The 25,164-nt window shown below is 66.0% G+C and carries 23 protein-coding genes; 12 read left to right on the top strand and 11 right to left on the bottom strand.

Annotated elements, in window-relative coordinates; genetic code table 11:
• Positions 1 to 11 precede the first annotated feature (11 nt).
• The 5 genes from AC1RLU_RS19220 to AC1RLU_RS19200 form a co-directional block, all read right to left on the bottom strand.
• On the bottom strand, positions 12 to 1,172 hold the full coding sequence (locus tag AC1RLU_RS19220; RefSeq protein ID WP_492797521.1) for an acyl-CoA dehydrogenase family protein: 1,161 nt from the start codon (positions 1,170 to 1,172) through the stop codon (positions 12 to 14).
• A 26-nt stretch (positions 1,173 to 1,198) separates the two neighbouring features.
• Positions 1,199 to 2,389, bottom strand: a complete 1,191-nt coding sequence (locus tag AC1RLU_RS19215; protein ID WP_492797519.1) for a CaiB/BaiF CoA transferase family protein — start codon at positions 2,387 to 2,389, stop codon at positions 1,199 to 1,201.
• 110 nt (positions 2,390 to 2,499) lie between these two features.
• Positions 2,500 to 4,101: an AMP-binding protein gene (locus AC1RLU_RS19210; protein WP_492797517.1), complete on the bottom strand. Its 1,602-nt coding sequence runs from the start codon at positions 4,099 to 4,101 to the stop codon at positions 2,500 to 2,502.
• Between the two features lie 7 nt (positions 4,102 to 4,108).
• Positions 4,109 to 5,329, bottom strand: a complete 1,221-nt coding sequence (locus tag AC1RLU_RS19205; protein ID WP_492797515.1) for an ABC transporter substrate-binding protein — start codon at positions 5,327 to 5,329, stop codon at positions 4,109 to 4,111.
• A gap of 66 nt (positions 5,330 to 5,395) precedes the next feature.
• A complete protein-coding gene (locus tag AC1RLU_RS19200; RefSeq protein ID WP_492797514.1) occupies positions 5,396 to 6,274 on the bottom strand; it encodes a MaoC family dehydratase in 879 nt (292 codons plus the stop codon).
• Positions 6,275 to 6,459: 185 nt separating this feature from the next.
• Between AC1RLU_RS19200 and AC1RLU_RS19195 the strand changes: the two genes are divergently transcribed.
• Positions 6,460 to 7,374, top strand: coding sequence for an SDR family NAD(P)-dependent oxidoreductase (locus tag AC1RLU_RS19195; protein WP_142113895.1), 915 nt, complete (start codon positions 6,460 to 6,462; stop codon positions 7,372 to 7,374).
• A gap of 49 nt (positions 7,375 to 7,423) precedes the next feature.
• Here the strand turns inward: AC1RLU_RS19195 and AC1RLU_RS19190 are convergent, their stop codons facing one another.
• Positions 7,424 to 8,578: an acyl-CoA dehydrogenase family protein gene (locus AC1RLU_RS19190; protein ID WP_492797511.1), complete on the bottom strand. Its 1,155-nt coding sequence runs from the start codon at positions 8,576 to 8,578 to the stop codon at positions 7,424 to 7,426.
• Between the two features lie 27 nt (positions 8,579 to 8,605).
• Positions 8,606 to 9,760, bottom strand: coding sequence for a CaiB/BaiF CoA transferase family protein (locus tag AC1RLU_RS19185; protein WP_492797509.1), 1,155 nt, complete (start codon positions 9,758 to 9,760; stop codon positions 8,606 to 8,608).
• Between the two features lie 166 nt (positions 9,761 to 9,926).
• On the opposite strand from AC1RLU_RS19185, the gene AC1RLU_RS19180 reads away from it, so the two are divergent.
• From AC1RLU_RS19180 to AC1RLU_RS19145, 8 genes are all read left to right on the top strand, one after another.
• A complete protein-coding gene (locus tag AC1RLU_RS19180; protein ID WP_492797507.1) occupies positions 9,927 to 11,024 on the top strand; it encodes a CaiB/BaiF CoA transferase family protein in 1,098 nt (365 codons plus the stop codon).
• A 74-nt stretch (positions 11,025 to 11,098) separates the two neighbouring features.
• Positions 11,099 to 11,518, top strand: a complete 420-nt coding sequence (locus AC1RLU_RS19175) for a Zn-ribbon domain-containing OB-fold protein (RefSeq protein ID WP_492797505.1) — start codon at positions 11,099 to 11,101, stop codon at positions 11,516 to 11,518.
• Entirely contained in the window at positions 11,515 to 12,657 is a 1,143-nt protein-coding gene (locus AC1RLU_RS19170) for a thiolase C-terminal domain-containing protein (RefSeq protein WP_061966139.1), read from the top strand. Before AC1RLU_RS19175 ends, AC1RLU_RS19170 begins: the two co-directional genes overlap by 4 nt.
• A 58-nt stretch (positions 12,658 to 12,715) precedes the next feature.
• Positions 12,716 to 14,287 carry an ABC transporter substrate-binding protein gene (locus tag AC1RLU_RS19165; protein ID WP_492797502.1) on the top strand — a complete coding sequence of 524 codons (1,572 nt, stop codon included), beginning with the start codon at positions 12,716 to 12,718 and terminating at the stop codon, positions 14,285 to 14,287.
• A 33-nt stretch (positions 14,288 to 14,320) separates the two neighbouring features.
• Positions 14,321 to 15,277 carry an ABC transporter permease gene (locus AC1RLU_RS19160; protein WP_091860458.1) on the top strand — a complete coding sequence of 319 codons (957 nt, stop codon included), beginning with the start codon at positions 14,321 to 14,323 and terminating at the stop codon, positions 15,275 to 15,277.
• On the top strand, positions 15,274 to 16,164 hold the full coding sequence (locus tag AC1RLU_RS19155; protein WP_492797501.1) for an ABC transporter permease: 891 nt from the start codon (positions 15,274 to 15,276) through the stop codon (positions 16,162 to 16,164). Before AC1RLU_RS19160 ends, AC1RLU_RS19155 begins: the two co-directional genes overlap by 4 nt.
• Positions 16,165 to 16,184: 20 nt before the next feature.
• Positions 16,185 to 16,976, top strand: a complete 792-nt coding sequence (locus AC1RLU_RS19150) for an enoyl-CoA hydratase/isomerase family protein (protein WP_492797499.1) — start codon at positions 16,185 to 16,187, stop codon at positions 16,974 to 16,976.
• 161 nt (positions 16,977 to 17,137) lie between these two features.
• A complete protein-coding gene (locus AC1RLU_RS19145; RefSeq protein WP_492797497.1) occupies positions 17,138 to 17,959 on the top strand; it encodes an MBL fold metallo-hydrolase in 822 nt (273 codons plus the stop codon).
• On the opposite strand, the gene AC1RLU_RS19140 is transcribed toward AC1RLU_RS19145, so the two are convergent.
• Genes AC1RLU_RS19140 through AC1RLU_RS19125 form a run of 4 tightly spaced genes read right to left on the bottom strand, consistent with a single transcriptional unit; the run spans position 17,960 to position 22,069 of the window.
• The gene (locus tag AC1RLU_RS19140) at positions 17,960 to 19,210 is read right to left on the bottom strand and encodes a M20 family metallo-hydrolase (protein WP_492797496.1); all 1,251 of its coding nucleotides are present in this window, start codon (positions 19,208 to 19,210) and stop codon (positions 17,960 to 17,962) included. It lies immediately after the preceding gene.
• 2 nt (positions 19,211 to 19,212) lie between these two features.
• On the bottom strand, positions 19,213 to 20,094 hold the full coding sequence (locus AC1RLU_RS19135) for an alpha/beta fold hydrolase (protein ID WP_492797494.1): 882 nt from the start codon (positions 20,092 to 20,094) through the stop codon (positions 19,213 to 19,215).
• A 13-nt stretch (positions 20,095 to 20,107) separates the two neighbouring features.
• Positions 20,108 to 20,890, bottom strand: coding sequence for an SDR family oxidoreductase (locus tag AC1RLU_RS19130; RefSeq protein ID WP_091860474.1), 783 nt, complete (start codon positions 20,888 to 20,890; stop codon positions 20,108 to 20,110).
• 45 nt (positions 20,891 to 20,935) lie between these two features.
• Positions 20,936 to 22,069 carry a pyridoxal phosphate-dependent aminotransferase gene (locus tag AC1RLU_RS19125; RefSeq protein WP_091860478.1) on the bottom strand — a complete coding sequence of 378 codons (1,134 nt, stop codon included), beginning with the start codon at positions 22,067 to 22,069 and terminating at the stop codon, positions 20,936 to 20,938.
• A gap of 236 nt (positions 22,070 to 22,305) precedes the next feature.
• On the opposite strand from AC1RLU_RS19125, the gene AC1RLU_RS19120 reads away from it, so the two are divergent.
• The 3 genes from AC1RLU_RS19120 to AC1RLU_RS19110 are packed head-to-tail and all read left to right on the top strand — an operon-like array spanning position 22,306 to position 25,143.
• Positions 22,306 to 23,400: an ABC transporter substrate-binding protein gene (locus AC1RLU_RS19120; protein ID WP_492797492.1), complete on the top strand. Its 1,095-nt coding sequence runs from the start codon at positions 22,306 to 22,308 to the stop codon at positions 23,398 to 23,400.
• Positions 23,401 to 23,428: 28 nt separating this feature from the next.
• A complete protein-coding gene (locus AC1RLU_RS19115; protein WP_492797490.1) occupies positions 23,429 to 24,304 on the top strand; it encodes an ABC transporter ATP-binding protein in 876 nt (291 codons plus the stop codon).
• 8 nt (positions 24,305 to 24,312) lie between these two features.
• Complete coding sequence (locus AC1RLU_RS19110) at positions 24,313 to 25,143, top strand: ABC transporter permease (RefSeq protein ID WP_492797488.1); 831 nt, start codon at positions 24,313 to 24,315, stop codon at positions 25,141 to 25,143.
• Positions 25,144 to 25,164: the final 21 nt, after the last annotated feature.

Below are 25,164 nucleotides of genomic sequence, written 5' to 3'. Positions count from 1 at the left end.
CTCGTTTCGGTTCAGTAGGAACGGGGCATGCCGAGCGCGTGCTGGGCGACCTGGGCAAGGATCAAATTGTTGGAGAGCGGCGCCGTGCGGAACAGCCGCGCCTCCTTCCATTTGCGCTCGACGTGATATTCGCTCGCGACGCCATAGCCGCCGAACGTCGTCATGCACGCCTCGGCCGCCTCCCAGGCGGCTTCGCTGGCGAGGAACTTGGCCATGCTCGTCTCGTTCGCGCAGGGCAGCTTGCGGTCGAACAGGGCGGCAGCCCGGTTGCGCATCAGCTCGGCCGCCTCGATGTTCATATGTGCCCGCGAGATCGGGAACTGGATACCCTGGTTCTGGCCGATCGGCCGATCGAAGACCTGCCGGTCGCTGGCGTATCGCGAGGCCTCGGCGGTGAACCAGCGGCCGTCCCCGATCGACTCGCTCGCAACCAGAAGGCGCTCGGAGTTCAGCGAGTCCACGAGATAATGGAAGCCGCGGCCTTCCTCGCCGATCCGATCCTCCTCCCCCACCTCGAGATTGTCGATGAAGACCTCGTTGGTGTGGTGGTTCAGCATGGTCCGGATCGGCCGGGCGTGCAGGGCCTTGCCCGCCTTCTCGATGTCGATGAGGAAGAGCGAGAGGCCGTCCGTCTTGCGGCTCACCTCCTCGAACGGCGTCGTCCGGACGATCAGCAGATACATGTGCGACTGCATGTAGCGCGAGGTCCAGATCTTCTGGCCGTTGATCACATAGCCGCCCGGGCGGCGCTTCGCGAAGGTCTTGACCCTGAGCGTGTTGGAACCGGCATCCGGCTCGGTGACGCCGAAGGCCTGCAGCCGCAATGAACCGTCGGCAATGCGCGGGAGATAGCGGCGCTTCTGCTCCTCGCTGCCATGGTTCAGCACCGAGGCCATCGTGTACATCTGCGCGTGGCAGGCGGCACCGTTGCCCCCCGAACGATTGATTTCCTCGAGGATGATGCAGCCTTCCATCAGGCCGAGCCCGGAACCGCCATACTCCTCCGGGATCAGGGCCGAAAGCCAGCCTGCTCTGGTCATCGCCTGGACGAAGTCTTCCGGGTATTCGCCGGCCTCGTCGCATTTGCGCCAGTAATCGACGCCGAACTCGGCGCAGAGCTTGCGGACCGCCGCCCGGATCTGTTGCTGGGTTTCCGTGTAGTCGAAATCCATGGTGCTCTGTCCTGGAAGAGGCTGCTTTATCCAACCGCCCCGGCGAGGCGAAGGCGGTCGATTTCGTCGGTTGCGTAGCCAAGGCCCGAGAGCAGGGACGCCGTGTCGGCGCCGAGCGCGGGCGGCGGCTCGAGCCTGGCCGAACGGCTTCCTGCCAGCTTGAGGGGCAAGGCGACGATGCGATGGCTCTCGCGCTCAGCCGCCGGCAGATCGGCGATGATCCCCGCCGCCTCGACCTGCGGATGCGCGAGCATCTGCGCCACCGAATTGAGCTCGCTGCATGGAGCCCCCGCTGCACGCAGCCGCGAGACGATTTCGGCTGCCGGCAATTGCTGCGTGACCGCGCTGATCGCGGCGACGAGCGCTTCGCGGTTGGCGACACGCGCGGTGTTGGTGGCGAAACGCCTATCCGCCACGAGTTCGCGGCAATCCAGCCCACCGCAGACGCGCTCGAACAGCCCATCGTTTCCGGCCGCGATGAACACATGGCCGTCGCGCGCCGGGAAGAGCTGATAGGGAGCGGCCATCGCCATGCCGGACCCGAGCTTTTGCGGCAGCGCTCCGGTCGCGAGATAGGTCGCGACGAATACGCTCATCCAGCCGATGCCGGTGTCGAGCAGGCTCGCTTCCACGAGCATCCCACGCCCGCTCCGGCCGCGCTCGATGACGCCGGCCAGAACACCCAGCGCGGCCCACATCCCGGTGCCGAGATCGATCAGCGAGACGGCCACGCGCACCGGCGCGTCGCCCTCGTTGCCGGTCGTGCTCATGATGCCCGTGAAGGCTTGCATCAGCGGATCGTAACCCGGCAGGGCAGCCAGCGGCCCGGCTTGCCCGAAGGCGCTGATGGCACAGTAGATCAGGCGCGGATTGCCTGCAGCGAGATCGGCATGGCCCAATCCGCGGCCTTCGGCGCTGCCGGGCTTCATCGAGTGGATGATGACGTCGGCATCGGCAGCGAGGCGCTTGAGCACGGCCAACCCCTCGGGGTGGTCCAGATCCAGGCAGATGCTGCTCTTGTTCCGGTTGAGGGCGAGGAACGTCGCCGACTGGTCCCCATGTCGCGGCGGCCAGTCACGCGTGTCGTCGCCGCGTCCGGGACGCTCCACCTTGATCACCGTCGCGCCCATGTCGCCGAGAACCTGGGTGCAGAACGGCCCGGCCACATTTTGCGTGAGGTCGACGACCTTCAGCCCCGACAGAATTGCTCCAAGCATTCCCGCTTTCCAGTTTTATTCATTCGATTGATATAGCGCACCCGCAGGCGAAGCAACTGCCCGCGCGGAGATTTCGATATAAAATTCGGATGAATAAATCCGATGGCACTTCACCCTTTCAGGGCGGCCTCTGCCATCGCGCGCAGCAGGTTGCGTTGGACCTTCGGCCCGTTCGGCCCGTCCGTCGCCGGAAACGTGTGGACGGCCAGGATGCGCGCGGGTTGCTTGAACTTGGCGAGTCGTCCCCGGCAATGCTCCTGCACCGCGGCTTCGGCAAAGCCGCCTTCCGCCGGAATGACGAAGGCGACCGCCCTGTATCCGTCCGGACCATGGGCTCCGACGACCTGGCACTCGCTCACCATCGGATGGGACGCGACCATCTCGGCGATCTCCGCCGGACTGACGAGGAACCCTCCCAGGCGCAGGGCATCGTTCATGCGCGCATGAAACTCGAAGCTCCCATCCGCGCGCAGGCAGCCGGCATCGCCCGTCCGCAGGAAGCCATCGTCGGTGAATGCGGCCGCGGTCGCCTCCGGGTCACCGAAATAGCCGAGCATCATGCTCGGAGCCGCGACCTGGAGCTCCCCGCTCTCGTCGACGGCGAGAAGGCGGCCGGTGTCCGGATCGCGGACGCGGACGATCGCCGCAGCGGAGACCGGATGGCCGCCGCCGCGCGCACGGCGCTCCGGCCCCGCCTCCCTGGGCTGAAGAGAGAACAGCCCCTGAAATTCGGACATCCCGTAGGCGCCCACCGCAAGCAGCCCGCGCTGATCGGCCGCTCGGACGAAGTCGTCGGGCGAATTGTTGAAGGAGCCGAATACGACGAAGCGTAATTCCGGAAAGGGCACGGCGTCGTCGCTCGTCTGGAGCAGGCGATAGAAGACATCGTCGACGCCGGCCATATTGGTGACGCCGCGCTGGCGGATCGCGGCCGCGGCGACCTCCGGATCGAAACTGCGCATCAGAACCGTGGGAGCGCCGCCGGCCAGCGCGCCGATCGTCTGGGTGAGGCCGAATGCGCCGCATAGCGGCATGATCGACATGCCGGCGCTGCCCGGTTCACCATAGAAGCCCGGCGCGGCGGCAACGTCGAAGGCATGCGTGACCAGGCCTTGCTGGGAGTGCAGCACGAATTTCGGTTTCTTCGTGGTGCCTGACGTGGTGAGGATCAGGCACCCTGTCGCTGGCGATATCGCCGGCCCGTCCCATTCACCGCATTCCAGCAGCGAGGCATAGCTGGCCTGGCGGCGGCCCTCCAGAACGGGCGCGGCCTCTTCCGTCAAGGTCACGATCGTCGTCACCGCGGCCAATTCTGCGGGCGGGACGTTCGCCAGGATCTCGCGATAGGCGATCGGCGCGAAGTCGGGAGACATGACGAGAGCACGCGCGCCCGAGCGGCCGAGGATGTCGCCGACCTCCGCCGCGCGGAAGCGGGTGTTGAGCGACACCACGATCGCCCCCAGGCGACCACAGCCGAGCAGAGTCTCGATCCAGGCCGAGCAGTTCGGCAGCCAGACCGCGACACGGTCTCCCTGCCCGATGCCGAGCCGGGCAAGACCGGCGGCAAGGAGCCGGCTGCGCCGCGCGAGCTGCGCGTAGGAAACCGGACGGTCCTCGTCGAACAGCGCCGGCGCTTCGCCATGCTGTAGCGCCAGATTGTCGATCCAGCCACCCAGGGTCACCGGGCGTATGCCCTTCGGCTCCACCGCCATCGCGCAGTTACTTCTTGACCAGCGGGCAGCGCGAGCGGGACAGCGGCTGGAAGGCTTCGTCACCGGGAATCGTAGCCAGGACGTTGTAGAGGTCCCCTGGCTCCTTCACCTCGGACGGCTTCTTGACCTCGACCAGATACATGTCGTGGACCATCCGGCCGTCCTCGCGGATCCTGCCGTTGGTGGCGAAGATGTCGTTGATCGGCCGCTCGCGCATCTGCTTCATCACAGCACCTGTTTCGTCGGTGCCCGCCTGTTTGACCGCGCCGAGATAATGCAGCACCGTCGAATACACCGCCGCCTGCTCGGCATTCGGCATCCGCTTCATCGTCTCGTAGAATCGGCGCGACCAGGCGCGGGTCTGCTCGTTGCGGTTCCAGTAGAACGCCTCGGTGAAGATCAGCCCCTGCGCGCCCTCGACACCGATCGCGTTGATGTCGTTGATCAGCGTGTAGAGCGACGCCATGCGCTGCTTGCCGCCAACACCGATGCCGAACTCGCGTGCCGTCTTCAGCGCGTTGGCCGTGTCATTTCCGGCATTGGCGAGCGCGATGACCTTCGCGCCTGAGCTTTGCGCAGCGACCAGGAAAGACGAGAAATCGGTCGTCGCCAACGGGTGACGCGTCGTGCCCACGAGCTTTCCGCCGGTATCCGCGAGAGCCGCCCCGGCATCCTGGATCAGGTCCGCGCCGAAGACGCTGTCGAGGGCGAGGATATGCCAGCTGTCGAGGCCCCGTTCCGTCAGCGCCTTCACGGTCGCACGGGTCAGGGCATAGCTGTCCAGCGCGTAGTGGATCGAGATCGGCGAGCAGCTCTCGTTGGTGAGCCGCACTGCGCCCGGCCCGCTGAAGGCGACGATCTTGTTCTTCTGCTTGGCGATTTCCAGCACCGCCAGCGCCGGGCCGGTCGCGACGGTCTCGAGGATCGCATCGACCTTCCCGTTGTCGAACCATTCGCGCGCGCGGCTCGACGCGATGTCGGGTTTGTTCAGATGATCCGCTGCCAGCACCTCGACCGGTTTGCCGAGCACGGTGCCGCCAAAATCAGAGACCGCCATCCGTGCCGCTGTCGCCGCACCTTCGCCGGAATAGTCCGAATACGGCCCCGACATGTCGAGGAGGAGGCCAATCCGGACGACATCATCGGAAATAGTGGCCTGGGCTGCAGCGCGCTGACAGGGATGCGCTCCCATCAGCAGCCCGACGATCAGAGCAAGCGTCCAACGCATGTTCATCACTCCCCTGTTCGGAGAGGTTCACCCTCCCCGCCTTGTTGTTGGAAACGTCCTGCCGGCTCATCCGGCGGCGAATTCGAATATCCCGTTGTTGAGGATCACGATGTCCCGCTCGACCGCGCGGCAGCGGAAAGCGGCCGAACCCGGCTTCACGGACCAGATCTCGGTCCTGATCGTCTCGCCGGGATAGACCGGGGCGGAGAAACGACAGTCGAAACGCTGGAACCGCGCTGGCGATCCCCCGCACAGGGTGCGCAGCAACGCATAGGCTGCGATGCCCCAGGTTGCCGCTCCATGCAGGATCGGGCGCGGGAAGCCCGCGGCGCGAGCCACCGCGGGATCGGCATGAAGCGGATTGTAGTCGCCCGACAGCCGGTAGATCAGCGCCGCCTGCGGAATGGTCGGATGGTCGACGATGTGGTCGGGCTGCGTCTCCGGCGGCGGCGGAAGGACCCGGATGCCGGACGTGGCAGGGCCGCCGAAGCCGCCATCTCCTCGCGCGAAGATGGAGTTCGTGACCGTCGCGATGAGATCGCCCGTCACGGCATCGACCACGTCGCGCACGGTATAGATGACGGCGCCCTTGTCGGCACCCTTGTCGACGACCTCCTCGATCCGTGTGCGCCCGATGACACGCCCCTCCGGAGGAAGCGGCCGGTGCAGGATCAGTCCCTGCTCGCCGTTCAGGATGCGCTTCCAGTCGATCCCGGTCGCAGGGTCCTGCAACCAGAAGCCGGGGTAACCGAGAACACCCGCGAAGCTGGGCAAGGCCTGCAAGCCGCGCTCGTAGACGAAGCTCAGATCCTCGGGCCGGCTCTCGTCGCCGCCCAGGCCGAGGCCGAGCGCGTAAAGCATGGTGTCGCGCGCGGTGAAGCTGTGGTCCTTCGGCTCGATCCGCCAGGATTTGATGGCATCGTAGTCGATCGGCATCAGCGTCATCCGGATTATCGTGAGTGGGGAGCGCGCTCCTGCCTCATCATTCAATATTCATTCGACTGAAATGACAACGCCCCTTCCTATTAAAGTCGAATTTTTTCTTGCGCGCGCGCCGGCCGGGTGGGAGAAGGCTAGCGCCTTCGTGCGTCCGCGCGACAGGCGCGAGAGGACAGCGACGGGGATGGACAATGAGTGATTCTTTGCAGGGTAAGGTCGTCCTGGTCACGGGCGCCGGCCGCGGGATCGGCCGCGAGATCGCCCTTCTGGCGGCGGCGGAGGGCGCTGCGGTCGTGGTCAACGATCTCGGCGGCGACGCGGAAGGCGGGGGACGCAGCGCCGGCCCCGCAGAGGACGTCGTCGCCGAGATCAAGGCGGCCGGCGGTCGTGCCGTCGCGAACGGGGACAGCATCACCGACCCGGCAGCAGCGGAACGCATGGTTCAGCAGGCGGTCGACAGCTTCGGCAGGATCGATGCCGTGATCAACAATGCCGGCATCCTGCGCGACCGCATCTTCCACCGCATGTCGCATGACGACTGGTCGTCGGTGATCAACGTGCATCTCAACGGCTATTTCAACGTCTCGAAGGCGGCCTGCCCCTTCTTCAAGGAGCAGCAGAGCGGCGCCTTCGTGCACTTCACCTCGACATCGGGCCTCGTCGGCAATCTCGGCCAGGCGAACTACATGGCCGCCAAGCTCGGCGTCATCGGCCTCTCCAAGGCGATCGCTCTGGACATGCAGCGCTTCAACGTGCGCTCCAACTGCGTCTCGCCCTTCGCCTGGAGCCGGCTCGTCGGCACGATCCCGACCGAAACGGAGGCCGAGAAGCTGCGGGTCGAGCGGATCAAGGCGATGACCGCGGCCAAGATCGCGCCGCTCACCGTGTTTCTCGCCAGCGATCTCGCCAAGGACGTCAACGGGCAGATCTTCGGCTCGCGCAAGAACGAGCTGTTCCTGTTCAGCCAGCCACGGCCGATCAGGGCGGCACAGCGGAGCGACGGCTGGACGCCGCAGACGATCGCCGAGCACATGCTACCGGCCTTCAAATCGTCCTTCTATCCGCTCGAGCGCTCGGCGGACGTCTTCTCCTGGGACCCGATCTGAGACGGGCCATATGCCGGCCGCAGGCGATGCCTGCGGCCGGCAGCGGCGTTCACGTCCGGGCGGGCCGCAGCAGGTCGCGGCCGATGATCAGCTTCAGGATATGGTTGCTCCCCGCCGAGATCCGGTCGACGCGGGCATCCGCATAGGCCCGCGCGATCGGGTATTCCCACATATAGCCCCAGCCGCCGAAGAGCTGCAGGCACTGGTCGATCACCCGGCCTTCCAGCTCGCTGGCCCTCAGCTTGGCCGCTGCGGCATCGACCGCCGACAATTCGCCGCGCAGATGCCGCGCGATGCAGTCGTCGACGAAGACCCGGTGCACCATGGTTTCCGACCAGAGATCCGCCAGCAGGAACTGGGTGTTCTGGAAATCGGCGATCTTGCGGCCGAACGCCTCGCGCTCGCTGACATAGTCCACGGTCGATTGCAGCGCACGCTCCGTCGCGGCCATCGCCCGCACGGCCGAACTCAGCCGCTCCTGCGCGAGCAGGTTCATCATCATCCCGAATCCCGCCCCCTCCTGACCGAGCAGGTTGGAGACCGGGACCCGCAGGTCCGCGAAGAACAGCTCCGAGGTATCCTGCGCCTTGCGGCCGATCTTTTCGAGCATCCGCCCGCGCGTGAAGCCGGGCCGGTCCGTCTCGACCAGGACCATGCTGATGCCCTTGCCGCGTGCGGTCGGGTCGGTCTTGCAGGCCAGCAGCAGCAGATGCGCCTGATGGCCGTTGCTGATGAAGACCTTCTGGCCGTTGATGACGTAATCGTCGCCATCGCGGACCGCGCTCGTCCGCATCGCCTGCAGGTCGCTCCCGGCCGACGGCTCTGTCATGCCGATCGCGGTGATCACCTCGCCGCGCGCCATCGCAGGCAGCCAGCGCTCCTTCTGCTCAGGCGTCCCGTAGACGCTGAGATAGGGCACGACGATATCGGAATGGCCGCTGAAGGCCGGGCCGGATCCGCCCGCAGCGGTCATCTCCTCGTTGACGATGACGTTGTGGAGGAAGTCTCCGCCGCCACCGCCATGCTCGATGGGCTGGTCGCAGCAGAGCAGGCCGGCCTCGCCCGCCTTGCGCCACACCTCCGGCGGCACCGTCCCCGCCTTCTCCCACGCGACCCGGTGGGGCAGGATCTCGGCCTCGACGAAGCGGCGCACGGTGCGCCGGAACTGGTCGTGTTCTTCCTGAAAGATCGATCGTTTCGACATGCGTCTCTCCCTATTGTTCAGATGGCGTCAGGCGAGGCCCAGCTCCGCCAGGATGGCCCTGCGATCCTGATCGAGATCCGGCGCGACACGGCGCGTCGGCGGATCCTCGAAAGTCGAGAATTTGAGCGGCGTCCCCGCGATCCGGACCGGGCCGAGAACCGGGTCGGTGACCGAGATCAGCATGTTGCGTGCCGCCACCTGGGGGTGACTCAGCGCCTCGTCGATGGAATTGATCGGCCCGGCGGGAACACCGGCAGCGTCGAAATGCGCGAGCCAGTTCGCCGTGCGGTCTCCCCGCAAGCGCTCCTCGATCAGCTCATGGAGGATTTCCCGGTTCGCGACGCGCAGCTCGTTGCGGCGGAAGCGCTCGTCCTCGATCAGCTCCGGCAAGCCGAGCGCCCGGGCGAGCAGCCCGAACATCTTGTCATTGCCGCAGGCCAGCACGATGTGCCCATCCGCCGTTGCGAAGGCCTCGAACGGCATGATCGCCGGGTGGCGGGAGCCCATGCGTCCGCCGACCTCGCCAGCCATGGTGTAGCGCGAGATCGTGCTTTCCAGCATCGCCAGCAGGCAGTCATACATCGCGATATCGACGCGCGAGGCCTCGCCGGTGCGCTCGCGATGCAGCAGCGCGGCGTTGACGGCGGCAGCGGTGAAGATGCCCGAGCCGACATCCGCGATCGAGATACCGACGCGGCAGGGTTCGCCCTCGCTCGGGCCGGTCACGCTCATCATCCCGGACATGCCCTGGATGACCATGTCGTAGGATGGGCGGTCGCGCGCCGGGCCGGCATGGCCGAACCCGGATGTGGATGCATAGATCAGGCGCGGATAGCGCTCGTGAAGATGCTCCCAGCCATAGCCCAGCCTTTCGAGCACGCCGGGCCGGAAATTCTCGGTCAGGATATCGGCGCGCTCCAGCAGCTTCTCGAACACCGCCCGGTCCGCCTCGGATTTGAGATCGAGCGCGATCGATTCCTTGCCGCGGTTGACCGAGCCGAAATAGCAGGGCCGGCCCTGGATGAAGGGCCCGAACTGGCGTGAATCGTCCCCGAGCCCCGGTGGTTCGACCTTGATCACCCGAGCGCCCATGTCGGCGAGCATCATCGTGCAGTATGGTCCGGCCAGGACGCGGGTCAGGTCAACGACGGTTATGCCCGAAAGGGGCCCCTTTGCGGTCATCGCGCATTTCCTCCGGTCTTATGCGTCGGCGGCGGCATCGAGGCCGCGCGCTCCGCCCCTTCAAAACACAGATTTTTAGGATGGACAATATTTGTTCGTATTAATAGACAAGTCGCCGGCGCGGCGATGCCGCGCCCCGTGCGTCGACAGGTGACGGGAGGCACGATTGGGACCGCTGTCCGGGATTAAAGTCGTAGAATTCGCCGGGATCGGGCCAGGCCCCATGTGTGCCATGCTGCTCGCCGATCTGGGGGCGGACGTCGTCCGCATCGAGCGGCAGGGCAGCGAACTCGGCGTGCCGAAATCACCGGCCCATGACGTGCTGCGCCGCAATCGGCAATGCGTGACGCTGGACCTCAAGACTGAAGCCGGCCTCAAGGCCGCCCGGACGCTCGTCGCCCGCGCCGACGCCCTGATCGAGGGCTCGCGCCCCGGCGTCATGGAACGCCTTGGCCTCGGGCCTGAAGCCTGCCTGGCCGCCAATCCTCGCCTGGTCTACGGCCGGATGACGGGCTGGGGCCAGGACGGGCCGCTCGCCCAGGCGGCAGGCCATGACCTCAACTACATCGCGATCACGGGCGCCCTCCATGCGATGGGCCGGCAGGGCCAGCCGCCGACACCGCCGCTCAATCTCGTCGGCGATTTCGGCGGTGGCGCGCTCTATCTGGCATTCGGTCTGGCCTGCGCGCTTCTCGAGGCGCAGCGTTCCGGCGCAGGGCAGGTCGTCGATGCGGCCATGACCGAAGGCGCGAGTTCGATGATGGCCGTGTTCCACGGCCTTTACGCCGCCGGACGCTGGGAGCTCGATCGCGGTGCCAACATTCTCGATTCCGGCGCCTTCTTCTACGATTGCTACGAATGCAGCGACGGCAAATGGGTCAGCGTCGCCGCGCTCGAACCGAAATTCTACGCGCTCCTGATCGATGCGCTGGAGATCGAGGCCGAGACGCTACCGCCCCAGCATGACAAGGCGCGCTGGCCGGAAGGGCGCGCGATCCTGGCGGCGCGCTTCGCCGAAAAGACCCAGGCCGAATGGTGCGCGCTTCTCGAAGGCACCGACGCCTGCTTCGCGCCGGTGCTGTCGCTCGCCGAAGCCCCGCACCACCCTCACATGCAGGCCCGCGGTGCCTTCGTCGCAGTCAACGGCATCACGCAGCCGGCGCCGGCGCCGCGCTTCAGCCGGACCCGCCCAGCGGCCCCGCTACCGCCTGTCACGCTGGACGACGTCTCGACCATTCTGTCGCGATGGGAGAGGCGTGCCTGATCCGGCCTGCGCGGCTGGACATTCATTCGAATAAATGCCATCGATCATAAATTCGCACGAATGAGCATCCCGACATGGCGACACCATCCGAACGACCGCGGCCGAAGCCGACCCCCGAGACCCGGCACTTCTGGGAGGGGACGCGCGAAGGAGAGCTCCGGCTGCAGCGCTGCAACGCCTGCGAGCGCTCCTATTTTCCGCCGCGCCCGTTCTGTCCGCATTGCAACGCGGATGACGTCACGGTCTATGCGGCCTCCGGCCGGGGCACGCTCTACAGCTACGTCATCAGCCATCGCCCGGCGCCCGGCTTCGCGCCGCCCTATGCGATCGCCGTGGTGGAGACGCAGGAAGGGCCACGGCTGATGTCCAACATCGTCGACTGCCCGCAGACGCCCGAGGCGCTGCAGCTCGACATGGCCGTGGAGGTCGTTTTCCAGAAGCTGGACGACGAGATCACGCTGCCGCTCTTCCGCCCGGTGGGGGCGCGCGGATGAGACCCGGATCGATCGCCATCGTCGGCGCCGCCGAGACGACGCGGATGGGACATATCCCCGACGCCTCGCAGATCCAGCTCCATGCCGATGCCGCGCGCAACGCCATACGCGATGCCGGGCTGAAGCCCTCCGACATCGACGGCTATGCCTGTGCCGGGGAAATCCCGACCAATGTGGCGCATTATCTCGGCCTGACGCCCAAATGGGTGGACGGCACCTATGTCGGCGGCTGCTCCTTCATGCTGCATGTGCGCCATGCTGCGGCGGCGATCACGGCCGGGCTGTGCTCGACGGTGCTGATCACCCATGGCGAAAGCGGGCGTTCCCGGATCGGACTGGTGCGGCCGACGACGCAGCCCGAGAGCTATGCCGGGCAGTTCGAGCTGCCCTATGGCCCCAGCGGACCGCCGACGCTCTTCACCATTCCCGTGCTGCGCTACATGAAGAGATACGGCCTGACGCATGAGCAACTGGCCATGGTCGCGGTCGTGCAGCGCGAATGGGCAGCCCGCAACCCGCGCGCCAGCTTCAGGGACCCGATCACCGTCGACGACGTCCTGAACTCGAAGATGATCGCCTACCCGTTCCGGATCCTGCAGTGCTGCCTGGTCACCGATGGCGGCGGCGCCCTGATCCTGACTTCGGCCGATCGCGCGAAGGACTTCCCGCAGAAGCCCGTCTACATCCTCGGAACCGGCGAAAGCACGGAAACGCCGATGATCAGCCAGATGGCCGACTTCACCTCGTCGCGCGCCTTCCGTGTCGCCGGCGCCACCGCCTTCGCCGAGGCCGGCATCACCCATGCGGATGTCGACCATGCCATGTTCTACGACGCCTTCGCGCATCTTCCGATCTTCGGCCTGGAAGATCTCGGCTTCGTGCCCCGCGGCGAGGCAGCGCGCTTCATCTGGGAGCGAAACACGGCGCCCGGCGGCAAGCTGCCCGTCAACACCAATGGCGGCGGCCTCAGCTACATGCATTCCGGCATGTACGGCATGTACGCGCTGCAGGAGAGCGTCCGGCAGATGCGCGGCATCGCCCCTGCACAGGTCGAGGGCGCGAAGGTCTCGGTCTGCCACGGCGTCGGCGGCATGTTCGCGGCCAGTGGAACGGTGATCATGTCGAACCAGCAGCCTTAGGGACCGTCCCCCGAGAAGCATCAAAGATGCCCGGGGTCTTACGCACAGGGAGGAAACAATGCGTGGACTTACAGCAGCGGCAGCCATTGTGCTGGCGCTATTCAGCCAATCCGCCACCGCGCAGGAACCGGTCCGGGGCGGCACGCTGCGGCAGGCCGTCCTTGCCGAGCCCTATACGCTCGATTGCCATGCCGCGACGACGGTCTATGTGACCAGCGCGCTCGCGCCGCACTATTCCACTCTGGTGCGCTACGACCCGCAGAACTACCCGAAGGTGATCGGCGACCTGGCCGAGAACTGGACCGTCTCGGAAGACGGCCTGACCTATACCTTCAAGCTCATCCCCGGCGTGAAATTCCATGACGGCTCGCCGCTCACGGCACGGGATGTCGCGGTTTCGCTGGAGCGCATCCGCAAGCCGCCGAAGGGCATCGTCTCGGCACGGGGACCGCTCTTCCAGCGCATCGCCTCGATCGAGGCGGTCGACGACCTGACGGTGGTCCTGCGCCTCTCGCAGCCGGAAGTGGCGCTGCTCGAGCTCCTGGCCAACCCGCTGAACTGCGTCTACAGCGCGGCCAAGCTGGAGACGGACCCGCACTTTCCCGAGAAGCAGGTTCTCGGCTCGGGCCCCTTCAAGTTCAAGGAGCGCGTCTCCGGCTCGACCTGGGAAGGGGAGCGCTACGCGGATTTCCATCGCAAGGGACAGCCCTATCTCGACGGCTTCAAGCTGTTCTTCATGAGCGGCCCGGCGATCCTCAACGCGCTGCAATCGGACCAGGTCGACACCGAGTTCCGCTCCCTGACGCCGCAGCAGCGCGATCGGCTGGTGGCCGCCCGCAAGGATACCGTCTCCGTGCAGAGCGGCACGATGACGACCATGATCAAGATCGCCTTCAACACGCAGCGCAAGCCGTTCGACGATGTGCGGGTGCGCCGCGCGCTCAATCTCGCGATCGACCGGACCGGCGGCTCCGAGGTGATTTCGCGCGTCACCTTCATGGGCGGCGTCGGCGCCCTGCAGCGCCCAGGCTACGATCTGGCCGAGACCCCCGCCGAACTGGCGAAGCTCCCGGGCTACGGCGGCGATATCGAAGCGCGGCGGGCCGAGGCGCGGCGGCTCCTGAAGGAAGCCGGCGTGGCCAATCTCTCCTTCGCCTTCGGCAACCGCAATGTCGGCGAACCCTATGTGACCATCGGCACCTGGGTCATCGACCAGTGGCGGCGCATCGGCGTCAATGCGCGCCAGGACATGCTCGAGAACCCGATCTGGGTCGCTTCGCGGGCCAACGGCCAGTTCGACGTGCTGATGGACGCGATCGCCGAGGCGACCGACGAGCCGACGGTGATCTTCTCCAAATATCAGTCACGCGACAAGACGCCGTTCAATACGGCGAAATACGAGGATCGCGAGATCGACGCGCTCTACGAGAAGCAGCGCGCCGAGCTCGACCCGGCGAAGCGCAAGGAAATCCTCGCCCAGATCTCCCGCCGCGTCCTGGATCAGGCCTATTACGCACCGCTCTTCTGGGCGAACCGCATCATCGTCAGCAACGCCAAGCTCAAGAACTGGAAGCTCGCGCCCAGCCAGTTCCTGAACCTGGATCTGGCCGACATCTGGCTCGACAAATAGGGGCCGGATGGAGATCGGGACGAGAGACGCGCGATGACGGGTTTTCTTTTGCGGCGGATCGCCCTGATGATCCCCACCTTGCTGGGCGTTGCCGTCCTGATCTTTCTGATGCTGCGCGTCCTGCCGGGGGATATCGTCGAGGCGAAGCTGCGCGGCGACGGCGCGGCGGTGAGCGCGGAACTCATCGCCACCGAGCGCGCACGGCTCGGGCTCGACCGCTCCCTCCCGATCCAGTTCGTCGAATGGGTTTCCCGCGCGGCAAGGGGCGATCTCGGCGTCTCGATGTGGACCGGGCAGCCGGTGACCAGCGAGATCGGCTTGAGGATCGGGCTGTCGCTGCAAGTGGCGGTGATGGCGGCGCTGATCGCCACGCTGATCGCACTGCCGCTCGGCACGCTCTCCGCGATCTATCCGGGAACGCCGCTGGATTACGTGATCCGTCTCGTCGCGGCCTCGGGCATGGCCGTCCCGTCCTTCTGGTTCGGCATGATGCTTATCCTCATGCTGCTCTATCTGTTCAACTGGGCGCCACCGATCACCTACACGCCGTTCTGGCAGGACCCGCTCGCCAACCTCAACCAGCTGATCTGGCCGGCTCTGGCGGTGGGCTACCGCTATGCGGCGGTCGCAGCCCGCATGGTCCGCTCCTCGCTGCTCGAAGTCCTGCAGGAGGACTATATCCGCACCGCGCGGGCGAAGGGCACGCCGGAGCGCGACCTGATCTGGCGCCACGCCATCCGCAATGGCTTGCTGCCGACCATCACCATCGTCGGGCTCGAATTCGCGTTCCTGGTGGGCGGCCTCGTCGTGACCGAACAGGTCTTCAACCTCAACGGCATCGGCAAGCTTCTGGTGCAATCCGTCGCCCATTACGACTACGTCATGATCCAGGGCATCGTGATGGTGCTCGCTTTGGTCTTCGTGCTGACCAATCTGGTGCTCGATATTCTCTATGTCTGGCTCGACCCGCGCATCGAGTGGTCGCGATGAGCGGGGGCGGCGAGCTTTCGATCCCGCCGCAGCGCCGGGGCGCGGTGCGGCGCTTCCTGGCCTCGCAGCCGGTCGGCACGATCGGCCTGTGCGTGGTCGTCCTGATGGCTGCCGCGGCTGCCTTCGCGGATTGGCTGGCGCCTTACGATCCGCTCGCCCTGGGGTTCGACACAGCGCTTCAGCCGCCGTCCATGGAGCACCTCTTCGGCACGGATTCGCTGGGGCGAGACATCTTCTCCCGCGTGATCTTCGGCGCCCGGACGGCGTTGACGATCGGCGTTTCCGCCTCGCTGGTCGGCTGCTCGATCGGCGCGCTGATCGGCATCGCATCCGCCTACTACGGCGGGCTGGTCGATCTGATCATCCAGCGCCTGACCGATCTCATGCTGGCCCTGCCCATCATCGTGCTGGCGATCGTCATCGTCGCCATTTTCGGTCGCAGCACCAGCGAGGGCATCGATCTGAACGTCATCTTCGCGATCGCCATCGCGATCATCCCGAACGCCGCGCGCGTGATCCGCTCCTCGGCGCTCACCATCGTGACGATGCCCTATGTCGAAGCCGCCCGCGCCTCCGGGCTGCGCAACGCCCGGATCATTCTTCGCCATATCGCGCCCAACGTCGCCGCACCCTTCCTGATCCTCGTCAGCGCCTATATCGCGCAGTCGATCCTGCTCGAGGCGGCCCTCTCCTTTCTGGGACTGGGCGTAACGGAACCCCAGCCCTCATGGGGGCTGATGCTGTCCGGGAATACCTCGGACTTCTATCGCGAGGCGCCCTGGATGATCGTTTTCCCGGGGCTTTCGATCACGGTCACCGTGCTCGCCTTCAGCCTCGTCGGCGACAGCCTGCGGGATTGGTTCGATCCGAAATTCCGGGTGCGGTGAAAGGCGGGAGGAGTTCCGGCATGTCAGAGAAGGTCGCGATACCCACCGATGAAGCGCCCCCGGTCCTGCATGATCTGCGGGATGGTGTCGGCATCATCACCTTGAACCGCCCCCGCGTGCACAATGCCCTCAACGACGCCGCACGCGCTGCGCTGAAGGAAGCGCTGATCTGGGCGCGGGATGACGACGCGGTGCGCGCCGTGCTGCTGCAGGGCGCCGGGCGTTCCTTCTGTTCCGGACGGGACCGCAATGGCTTTCTCGAAACCGGGAAGCATGCCTCGCATCGCGAGCTCATCCTTGCGGCACAGGAACTGCGGCTGCTGCAATGCGAGCTGGGAAAGCCCTCGATCTGCGCCCTGCACGGCCATGCGATCGGCGCCGGGGCGGAGCTGGCGCTGGGATGCGACTTCCGCATCGCCGGTGCCGACCTGAGATACAGCTTTCCCGAAGTCGGCTTCGGCGTCGTCTCCGACACCGGATCATCCGCGCTACTGACGAGGCTCCTGGGCCCCGCCCGCGCAAAATGGCTCCTGGCAAGCGGCGATGTCATGGACGCGCGGCAGGCCGCGGATTGGCGCCTCGTCGAGTGGGTCGTCGAAACCACCGAGCTCGCCGACGCCGCGTTCGAGAAAGCTGCCAGATTGGCGCGCCGGCCGCCGGCCGCGCTCCGGAAGCAATCGGAGCTGATCGACGCAGCCGCGCCCGCCCTGCTCCGCCAGGCATTGGGCCGGGAGATGGAAGCCCAACTGGAGCTGTTCGCGGGCTCGGAGTTCGCGCTCATCCGCGAGCAGGGCTTCCAGGCCCATGGATAGGCAGGACCCGGTCCTCGCGATATCCGGGCATTCGCTCCGGCAGCATGCTGACAGCGGCTCTTGACCGATCTGTCGGCCCGACTTCATCAGCGTGATCGACAAGACCGTCCCGCGCGTTGCGTCGGGCTGGAGCCCTGAACATGACCCGGAGGGACTGAAGATTGGCTTTTCTCGAGGAACCTGAGCCTCAGCGGGGCGTCGCCCTGCCCGTTCTGCCAGGCGTCACGCGCATCGTCGCGAATAATCAGAGCCTGATGACCTATCACGGCACGAACACGTACCTCATCGAGTCGGATCAAGGGTTCATCGTGCTCGATCCTGGCCCGGAGGATGCCGGCCACCTCGACGACATCATTGCGGCAACGGGGGGCAAGGTCTGCGCCATCCTGCTCAGCCACACCCATTCGGATCATCTGGGCGCCACCTCTTCCCTCAAGGCCAGGACGGGAGCGCCGACCTTCGCCTTTCATCGGGTGGCCGATCCATCCTTCGAGCCGGATGTCCTCGTCCACGACCGCGACATGGTGGCCGGCATGCTCGCGATCCACACGCCGGGGCACGCCAGCGACCATCTCTGCTTCGCAGCCCGGGACGGGGTCGTCTTCAGCGCCGATCACGTGATGTCGTGGTCGAGCAGCATCGTCTCCCCGCCCGATGGCAACATGGCCGCTTACTGCGCGAGCCTTCGCCTGATGCTGTCACGCAACGACAGTCTTTACCTGCCGGGCCACGGCCCTCCGCTACCCAATCCCGCACCCTATGTCGCAGACCTGCTCAATCGGCGGGTCGAGCGGGAGGAGGCCATTTTCGAAGCGTTGCGCTCCGGGCCATCCAACGCCTGGGACCTGATGGATCGGCTCTACTCCAAGACCGATCCCTGGCTTCGGCGGGCGGCTGAACGCAATGTGATCGCCCATCTTGAGAAACTGCATGCGGAGGGGCGTGTCGCACAGGCCGGCGAGATCTGGAGCGTGCGGCGCTGATCAGGCTGAATTGGCGAGGTGCCAGACGACGTCTGCAAGGACCTGCGCGCCCGCGGTCAGGTGCTCCGGTTCAGCCCATTCGTCGGGGTTGTGGGACACCCCGCCCCGGCATGGCACGAAGATCATCCCGGCGGGGCAGACATAGTGCAGTTGGCGCGCGTCATGGCCGGCTGCCGAATAGACATCCATCGTGGGAATGCCGCGCGCCGCAGCCGCTTCGGCGATGGCGCTGCGAATCGCGGGCGCGAAGTTCAACGAGGGCGAATGCTGGATCTGCTTCAGCTCGACGCTGCAATTCCCCTTCATCTCCTCGGCAATGCGGCGGATCGCGGCATCGACCCGGTCGACCACGGCATTGTCCGGGTGCCGGAGATCGATGGAGAAGAAGACCTCCGCCGGCACGACGGACGGGGCGTTCGGCGTCACCTGCAACATGCCGACCGTCAGCAGCGTATCGGCTGGCTCCATCGCGGCTTCGTCGATGGCGCGGATCATGCGGACAGCCGCCATCAGCGCATCGCGCCGATCCTTGCGCAAGGCGGTGCCGGCATGGGCGGCCTCGCCCATCACGCGGATCCGATAACGCCGCGTCCCCTGAATCCCTGTCACGACGCCGATCGGGATGCCCGCCGCTTCGAGCACGGAGGCCTGCTCGATATGGGGCTCGACATAGGCGGCGATCGGCAGGCCGAACGCCCGCAGCGGCACCTTGTCGTCGGCCGCCAGGATCGATGCCACCGCTTCGCCGATGCTGATGCCGTCCGCGTCGCGGATGGGCAGCACGGCCTCGAGAGCCTTGGTTCCGGTGAAGAGGTCGGAGCCCGTCATGCCCGGCGCGAAACGCGAGCCTTCCTCGTTGGTCCAGGCCACGATTTCGAATGGGCGAAGCGGCCGCTCGCCGCGCGCCACGATGGCCGTCGCGGTTTCCAGGGCCGCGAGCACACCGAACACGCCATCGAATTTGCCACCGGTCGGCTGCGAGTCGATATGCGATCCCGCCACGACCGGCGCGAGCGAAGGATCGCGCCCCTCAAGGCGCAGGAACAGGTTCGCCGCCTTGTCAGTGAAGGGCTCCAGACCGATAGCACGGCCCCAGGCGATCACCTGCGCGCGGGCCTGCGCCTCGTGCGGCGACAGGGTCGGGCGATCGACGCCGCCATCGGCGCGGGCGCCGAACGCGGCCAGCGCCATGTGGCGGCCCCAGAGACGCTCGCCATCGACGAAATCGGAGAGGCGCTGCGGGGCCGCCATGCTCAATCGACCCGCATGATCTGCGCCGGGTTGGCGCGGGGGTCGCGCTCGCCCCAGCGCCCGGCCTCGACCTGTGCGATGAACTCGGCGAGCAGGCGGTTGAAGAGCTCGGGCTCTTCGAGGTTCAGCGTATGGCCGGATTTCGGGAAGACGGCGAGGCCGCAGCGCGGCACCACCCGCTTCAGATAGAGCCCCGGCTCGATGCAATGATCATCCTCGTCGCCGGTCATGACCAGCAGGGGCGCCTGCATGGCGCGGAACCCGGCCTCGAGATCATAGAGCGAGGGCCGGCGCATCTGCACGCCGCGCATGGTGTTCGCCGCGCCAAGCGAATCGTGCTGGCCGAGCCGCTCCGCAAACAGCGCCCAGCCGCGCGGGTCCTTGTCCTGGAACTGCACGCGCGAGGCGCCCTCGGCATAGGTCGGCGCGAAGTCCCTGGCGCCGCGCTCCTGAAAATTCCGGGCCACCTGCTCGGAAATGCCCTTGAAATAGTCCTCATGGGCCTTCTCGGCGCCGTAGCCGGCGCCGGCCGCAACGATAGACAGCACGCGGCCGGGATGGCGCAGCCCCGCATGCAGTGCCGCAAAGCCGCCCATCGAGAGCCCGACGACATGGGCCTTCTCGATGCCGGCCGCGCTCAGCACGTCGACGATGTCGTCGGCCGCGCGCGCCTGGGAATAGCTTTCCGCGCTCTCCGGCACGTCGGAGGGCCGGTAGCCGCGCGCCGCGAAGGTGATGCAGCGGTGCCGGCGTGCGAAGAAATTGAGTTGCGGCTCCCAGCTCCAGTGGCTGCCGCCGAACTCGTGCACGAAGATGATCGGCGTGCCGGTGCCGGCCTCCTCGTAGAACAGCTTCACGCCGTCGCTGGCCGTGGCAAAAGCCATGTCGCGGCTCCCCTCAGATCACGGAACGGCGCGAGGCGATGCCGCCATCGACGGTGAAGATCGCGCCGGACGTGTAGCCGGACCGGTAGGAGGCGAGGAACACGATCAGGTCGGTGACCTCGTGGATATGGGCCGGGCGCTTCAGCGGATAGCGCTGCTGCAACTCCTCGTAGCGGCCGGCATCGCCGAGCCAGTCGGCCGCGCGCTTCTTCAGCATGTTGTAGATGCGGTCCGTATCGACCGGCCCCGGGTTGACGCCCACCACCCGGATATTGTCGTCGAGCGAGTGGCCGCCGATGGCGCGGGTGAAGGCCATGAGGCTGGCATTGCCGGTCGTGCCCGCGACATAGGCGGGGTCGAAAACCTCGCCGCCATTGCCGATATTGTTGATGATGACGCCGCCGCCGCGCGCCTTCATCAGCGGATAGAGCGCACGCGTGAGGTTGATATAGCCGAAAACCTTGAGCTCCCAGCCGGCACGCCATTTCGCCTCGTCGACGTCCCACAATGTACCGCTGGGGATGACGCCGGCATTGTTGACGAGAATATCGATATCGCCGACGGCCGCGACGAGGCGTTCCACCGCGCCCGCAATCGTCAGGTCGACCGCATGCGCCGTCACCGTCACGCCATGGCCGGCCTCCAGCTCGCGCTTGAGCGCCTCGAGCCTGTCGCCGGAGCGCGCCACGACATGAAGATTGCAGCCCTCCTCGGCGAATGAGCGCGCCAGCCCCTCGCCGATGCCCTGGGACGCACCGGTGATCAGGACCGTCTTGCCCTTCAGCTTAAGATCCATTGTCGCTTTCTCCCTTTGATGAGCGCTGCGGTGCGGCAGACCGGCTCAGAACAGTTTGACGTCTTCGTTTTGGCCACGAACCTGCTCGACCATGGTCGGCAGCAGCTCGACGAACTCCTCGACCCAGGCGGTCGGGACCGTGGTGCTGATCTTGACGAACCGGTCGCCGAAATTGGGCGTGTGATAGGCGCCCTGGCGGATCATGATGTCGTGCTTCTGAAAGGCTGCGACGAGCGCCTCCGGCTTCACCCCGGCACGCTCGCATTCGAGCACCACGAAATTGCCGTTCGACGGGAAAACCGGCAGGGACAGGCCTGGAATCCTGTCGGCAGCGTCCTTGATCAGTTTCTGGTTGGCGCGCTGCTGCGACAGGACGCCGGGAAACCACTCGGCCTTGATGCCGAGGCCGGCGAGCGCCGCACGCTGGGACAGGATGTTCGAGCCGAGATTGTTCGGCGGCGCTGCCGAGAGCTTCTCGATGATGTCGGGATGGGCGACGACCGCGCCGACGCGCATGCCGGCCAGGCCCAGCCATTTCGAGAAGCTGTAGATGGTCAGCGTCCGCTCGGGATAGCGCGTCGCCGCCAGCGTGTGCTCATGCGCGAAATGGCGATAGGTGCAGTCGTGGATCAGGTAGGCACCGACCTCGCGCGCGGCTGCCACGATGCCGTCGATCTCGGCCGCCGTGCAGGCCGAGCCCAGCGGATTGTTCGGATCGACGATGTAGATGACCTTTGTCTTCGGCGTGATCGCCGCTTTCAGCCGCTCCGGCGCAAGGCGATAGCCGTATTCCTCGCCATAGATCGGAATTTGCGTGACTTTCGCGCCGACGGCGCGCGCGAAGGCCATCGGCCAGTTCCAGGTTGGATCGGTGGTGATGAACTCGTCGCCCGGCCCGAGCAGGCTGTGGCAGACATGGTAGAGCGAGGCGACCGCCCCGTCGGAAACCAGCGCCGCCTGACCCTCGAGGCCGAGATCGGCGACGATGCCGTGGCGCAGCTCCTCGAGCCCTGCCGGCGGCGCGTAGATGTGGAACTCCTCGTCGCGGATGCATTTCTCCATCGCCGCCAGCACGGCGGAATGCGGCGTCGCGTGATTGGTGTTCTGCCCCATCCAGCGCAGGCCGGCCGTGTTCACCAGCCGGTCGAAATGGGCATTGCGAACCTCGAAGGTTTTCATGACATCTCCGCGGCGTATCGCCATTTTGGTATAATGAAAGAGGCCTAAAGCTCCTTCTTAGGGAGTGTTTGCACATAAACCGCATACCGAACAACCTAAAAACGCAGCTTGCCGGTAAAAAATTATGCAGGAATTGATTTTGTGCATAATGACACTTGCGCACGGCGGAGATCACGGTGATGCTGGTGTCAGCGTCGCCACAGGCAGGCCGGCGACAATAAAAGGGGAGATATCGGATGCGTGTTTCACGTCGCACTGCTCTCAAGGGCTTCGGCGCCGCTGCAGCGGCGGCCATGACGAGTGCCATCGCCATGCCCGCGCTCGCGCAGGGGCTGAAGAAGGTCTCGTTCACGACCTCCTGGATTCCCGAAGGACCGAACCTTTTCGCCTATGTCGCGCGCGACAAGGGTTTCTGGAAGCGCCATGGGCTCGACGTCTCGGTGGCGCGCGGTTCAGGTTCGGGAGCGGCGGCGCAAGCGGTCAGCGCCGGCACCTTCGATTTCGGCATGGCGGCCACCCCGACGGTGATCGTGCAGGCGGCGAAGAAGCTGCCGATCACCTGTATCGGCCAGATCAACTATGATGCACTGATGGGCATCGGCGTCCTGTCGGGTTCGCCGATCAAGGGCCCCAAGGACCTCGAAGGCAAGAAGCTCGGCGCCAGCGTGACCTCCGGCGAGTATCCGTTCCTGCCGCTCTATGCCGAGAAGGTGGGCCTCGACCTCTCGAAGCTCCAGATCCTGCAGATCGACGGCAAGGTGCGCGAGCGCACGCTGGTCGAGAAACAGGTCGATGCGGTCTCGGCCTTCGCCACCAGCACGGTACCGTCCCTGGCGCCGCTCGGCACCGATGTCCGGTTCATGCTATTCTCCGCGGCCGGCATCGAGTTCTACGGCCAGTCCCTGACGACCCAGCCGGCCCGACTAAAACAGGACAAGGCGCTGTGCGAGGCTTTCGTCCAGGGGACCATGGACGCGATCAAGTTCACGATGACGAATTTCGACGAGTCCGTGGACATCTTCCTGAAGGCCAATAGCGAGGTCGCCATTTCCTCGACCGGCAAGGAATACGCCCGGATCGGGCTCGGGCTGACGAACCTCACCAATCTCGTGCCTGAGGTGAAGCAGAACGGCTTTGGCTGGGCCGATCCGGCCAAGGTCGCCATGATGGCCGATCTCGTGATGAAATATGCAGCCGGCGAGGGAGCGGTGAAGCCGGATGTCGGCACGCTGTTCACCAATGACTTCATCGGCAAGCTCAAGCTGACGCCGGAAGAGCTCGCCGCAGCCGAAAAGAGCGCCGCGCCGTTCCGCAAATATGTCGGCTCCTGACCGGCCCATCGCACGAGGCGACAACCTGATGCTGAGTTTGGCACCCAAGGTGGAGCGTCCCGCGGCCGAGGCACCTCTCGTCTCGGCCACGGATGTCCAGAAGACCTATTTCACGCGGCAGTCGCCGATCCATGCGGTCGCCTCCGCGTCGCTCGACGTCGCCAGGGGCGAATTCGTGTCGCTGCTCGGCCCGTCGGGCTGCGGAAAGTCGACGCTGCTGATGATGATCGCCGGGCTGGAACGGCCGACATCGGGCGCGATCACGTTGGCGGGCGAGCCTGTCGCATCGCCACGCCGCGACATCGGCATCATCTTCCAGGATGCGACGCTGCTGCCGTGGAAGAGCACGCTCGAGAACGTGCTCTTCCCGATCCGCATCCTGAAACTGCCGATGGAGACCTATCGCGACAGGGCCCATGGCCTGCTCAAGATGGTCGGCCTCGCCGGCTTCGAGCACAAGAAGCCGGGCGAGCTCTCGGGCGGCATGCGCCAGCGCGTCGCGATCTGCCGGGCGCTGATCCACGATCCGGAAATCCTGCTGATGGACGAGCCATTCAGCGCGCTCGACGCGATCACCCGCGACCAGATGAATGTCGCTCTCTCGGAGATCCTCGAGACCTACCGCAAGACCGTGATCTTCGTGACGCATTCGATCCGCGAAGCCGCCTTCCTGTCCGATCGGGTGGTGGTGATGGGCGGGCGGCCCTCGACGATCATCCTGGACAAGAAGATGCCGTTCCCCCGGCCGCGCCGCTTCGAGATCGAGGAAACGCAGGAATTCGCCCAGGTCTGCCGGGAGCTGCGCCTGACCATCGAAGCCGCGCATGGGCATGGGCAGGATGGGCATGAGCAGGATGCGCCCAGGCCCGCTTCGAGCCCGGCCGCCGTCAGCGTCATCGAGTGAGGTCCAGCATGGCAAAGCTCACCATCGGCACCGAGACCGGCGCCGTCCTTCCGGCGTCCGATACCGGCCGCTTCCGGGGTTCCGCCGGCCTGAGCAGCATCGTCCTGCCGCTCGGCCTGGCCTTTTTGGTGCTGGCGGCCTGGCAGCTCTACGTCACGATCTTCCAGGTCCCCTCGGTCATCCTGCCCTCGCCGATCTCGATCGCGCGCTATATCGTCGACCGCTACGACATCCTGCTGATGCATGCGGTGCCGACCACTTTGGAATCCGCTGTCGGCTTTCTGCTTGCGGTCCTGCTCGGCGTCGCGATCGCCGTCCTCATCACCTATTCGGACATGGCACGCGAGGCGCTTTACCCCAACCTGATCTTCTTCCAGCTCATCCCGAAGATCGCGCTTGCCCCGCTCTTCATCATCTGGCTCGGAGTCGGCTCGCAATCGCGCATCGCGTTCTCGATATTCATCGCCTTCTTCCCGATGGTCATCGCGACCACCGCCGGCTTCCTGAGCGTCGACCGCGGCATCCTGCGGCTGTGCCGCTCGCTGACGGCCACGGAATGGCAGATCTTCACCAGCGTGCGCTTTCCGACCGCGCTGCCGCATATCTTCAGCGGCATGAAGATCGCGATCACGCTGGCGATCATCGGCGTGATCATCGGCGAGTTCATCACGGCACAGGCCGGCCTCGGCTATCTCATCATCTTCGCGACGGCCCGCGCCGATACCGAGGTGTCGATGGCGGCCATCGTGGTGCTTTGCATCTGCGGCCTGCTCCTCTATGGGCTTGTGGCGCTCGCGGAGATGGTCGCGAACAGATTTTATTCGGCAGACAGCCGGTGAGGCGCTGACCTGATGGCGCGA

The sequence above is a fragment of the Allobosea sp. GW822-FHT05A11 genome, assembly GCF_058800455.1.
The sequence above is the reverse complement of the archived record's forward strand: the minus strand, read 5'-3'. Positions and strand labels throughout refer to the sequence as shown.

Bases quoted from the DNA above. Each gene is read 5' to 3' on its own strand.
- AC1RLU_RS19220 (WP_492797521.1), bottom strand. From the start codon at position 1,172: ATGGATTTCGACTACACGGAAACCCAGCAACAGATCCGGGCGGCGGTC.
- AC1RLU_RS19215 (WP_492797519.1), bottom strand. From the start codon at position 2,389: ATGCTTGGAGCAATTCTGTCGGGGCTGAAGGTCGTCGACCTCACGCAA.
- AC1RLU_RS19210 (WP_492797517.1), bottom strand. From the start codon at position 4,101: ATGGCGGTGGAGCCGAAGGGCATACGCCCGGTGACCCTGGGTGGCTGG.
- AC1RLU_RS19205 (WP_492797515.1), bottom strand. From the start codon at position 5,329: ATGCGTTGGACGCTTGCTCTGATCGTCGGGCTGCTGATGGGAGCGCAT.
- AC1RLU_RS19200 (WP_492797514.1), bottom strand. From the start codon at position 6,274: ATGACGCTGATGCCGATCGACTACGATGCCATCAAATCCTGGCGGATC.
- AC1RLU_RS19195 (WP_142113895.1), top strand. From the start codon at position 6,460: ATGAGTGATTCTTTGCAGGGTAAGGTCGTCCTGGTCACGGGCGCCGGC.
- AC1RLU_RS19190 (WP_492797511.1), bottom strand. From the start codon at position 8,578: ATGTCGAAACGATCGATCTTTCAGGAAGAACACGACCAGTTCCGGCGC.
- AC1RLU_RS19185 (WP_492797509.1), bottom strand. From the start codon at position 9,760: ATGACCGCAAAGGGGCCCCTTTCGGGCATAACCGTCGTTGACCTGACC.
- AC1RLU_RS19175 (WP_492797505.1), top strand. From the start codon at position 11,099: ATGGCGACACCATCCGAACGACCGCGGCCGAAGCCGACCCCCGAGACC.
- AC1RLU_RS19170 (WP_061966139.1), top strand. From the start codon at position 11,515: ATGAGACCCGGATCGATCGCCATCGTCGGCGCCGCCGAGACGACGCGG.
- AC1RLU_RS19165 (WP_492797502.1), top strand. From the start codon at position 12,716: ATGCGTGGACTTACAGCAGCGGCAGCCATTGTGCTGGCGCTATTCAGC.
- AC1RLU_RS19160 (WP_091860458.1), top strand. From the start codon at position 14,321: ATGACGGGTTTTCTTTTGCGGCGGATCGCCCTGATGATCCCCACCTTG.
- AC1RLU_RS19155 (WP_492797501.1), top strand. From the start codon at position 15,274: ATGAGCGGGGGCGGCGAGCTTTCGATCCCGCCGCAGCGCCGGGGCGCG.
- AC1RLU_RS19150 (WP_492797499.1), top strand. From the start codon at position 16,185: ATGTCAGAGAAGGTCGCGATACCCACCGATGAAGCGCCCCCGGTCCTG.
- AC1RLU_RS19140 (WP_492797496.1), bottom strand. From the start codon at position 19,210: ATGGCGGCCCCGCAGCGCCTCTCCGATTTCGTCGATGGCGAGCGTCTC.
- AC1RLU_RS19135 (WP_492797494.1), bottom strand. From the start codon at position 20,094: ATGGCTTTTGCCACGGCCAGCGACGGCGTGAAGCTGTTCTACGAGGAG.
- AC1RLU_RS19130 (WP_091860474.1), bottom strand. From the start codon at position 20,890: ATGGATCTTAAGCTGAAGGGCAAGACGGTCCTGATCACCGGTGCGTCC.
- AC1RLU_RS19125 (WP_091860478.1), bottom strand. From the start codon at position 22,069: ATGAAAACCTTCGAGGTTCGCAATGCCCATTTCGACCGGCTGGTGAAC.
- AC1RLU_RS19120 (WP_492797492.1), top strand. From the start codon at position 22,306: ATGCGTGTTTCACGTCGCACTGCTCTCAAGGGCTTCGGCGCCGCTGCA.
- AC1RLU_RS19115 (WP_492797490.1), top strand. From the start codon at position 23,429: ATGCTGAGTTTGGCACCCAAGGTGGAGCGTCCCGCGGCCGAGGCACCT.
- AC1RLU_RS19110 (WP_492797488.1), top strand. From the start codon at position 24,313: ATGGCAAAGCTCACCATCGGCACCGAGACCGGCGCCGTCCTTCCGGCG.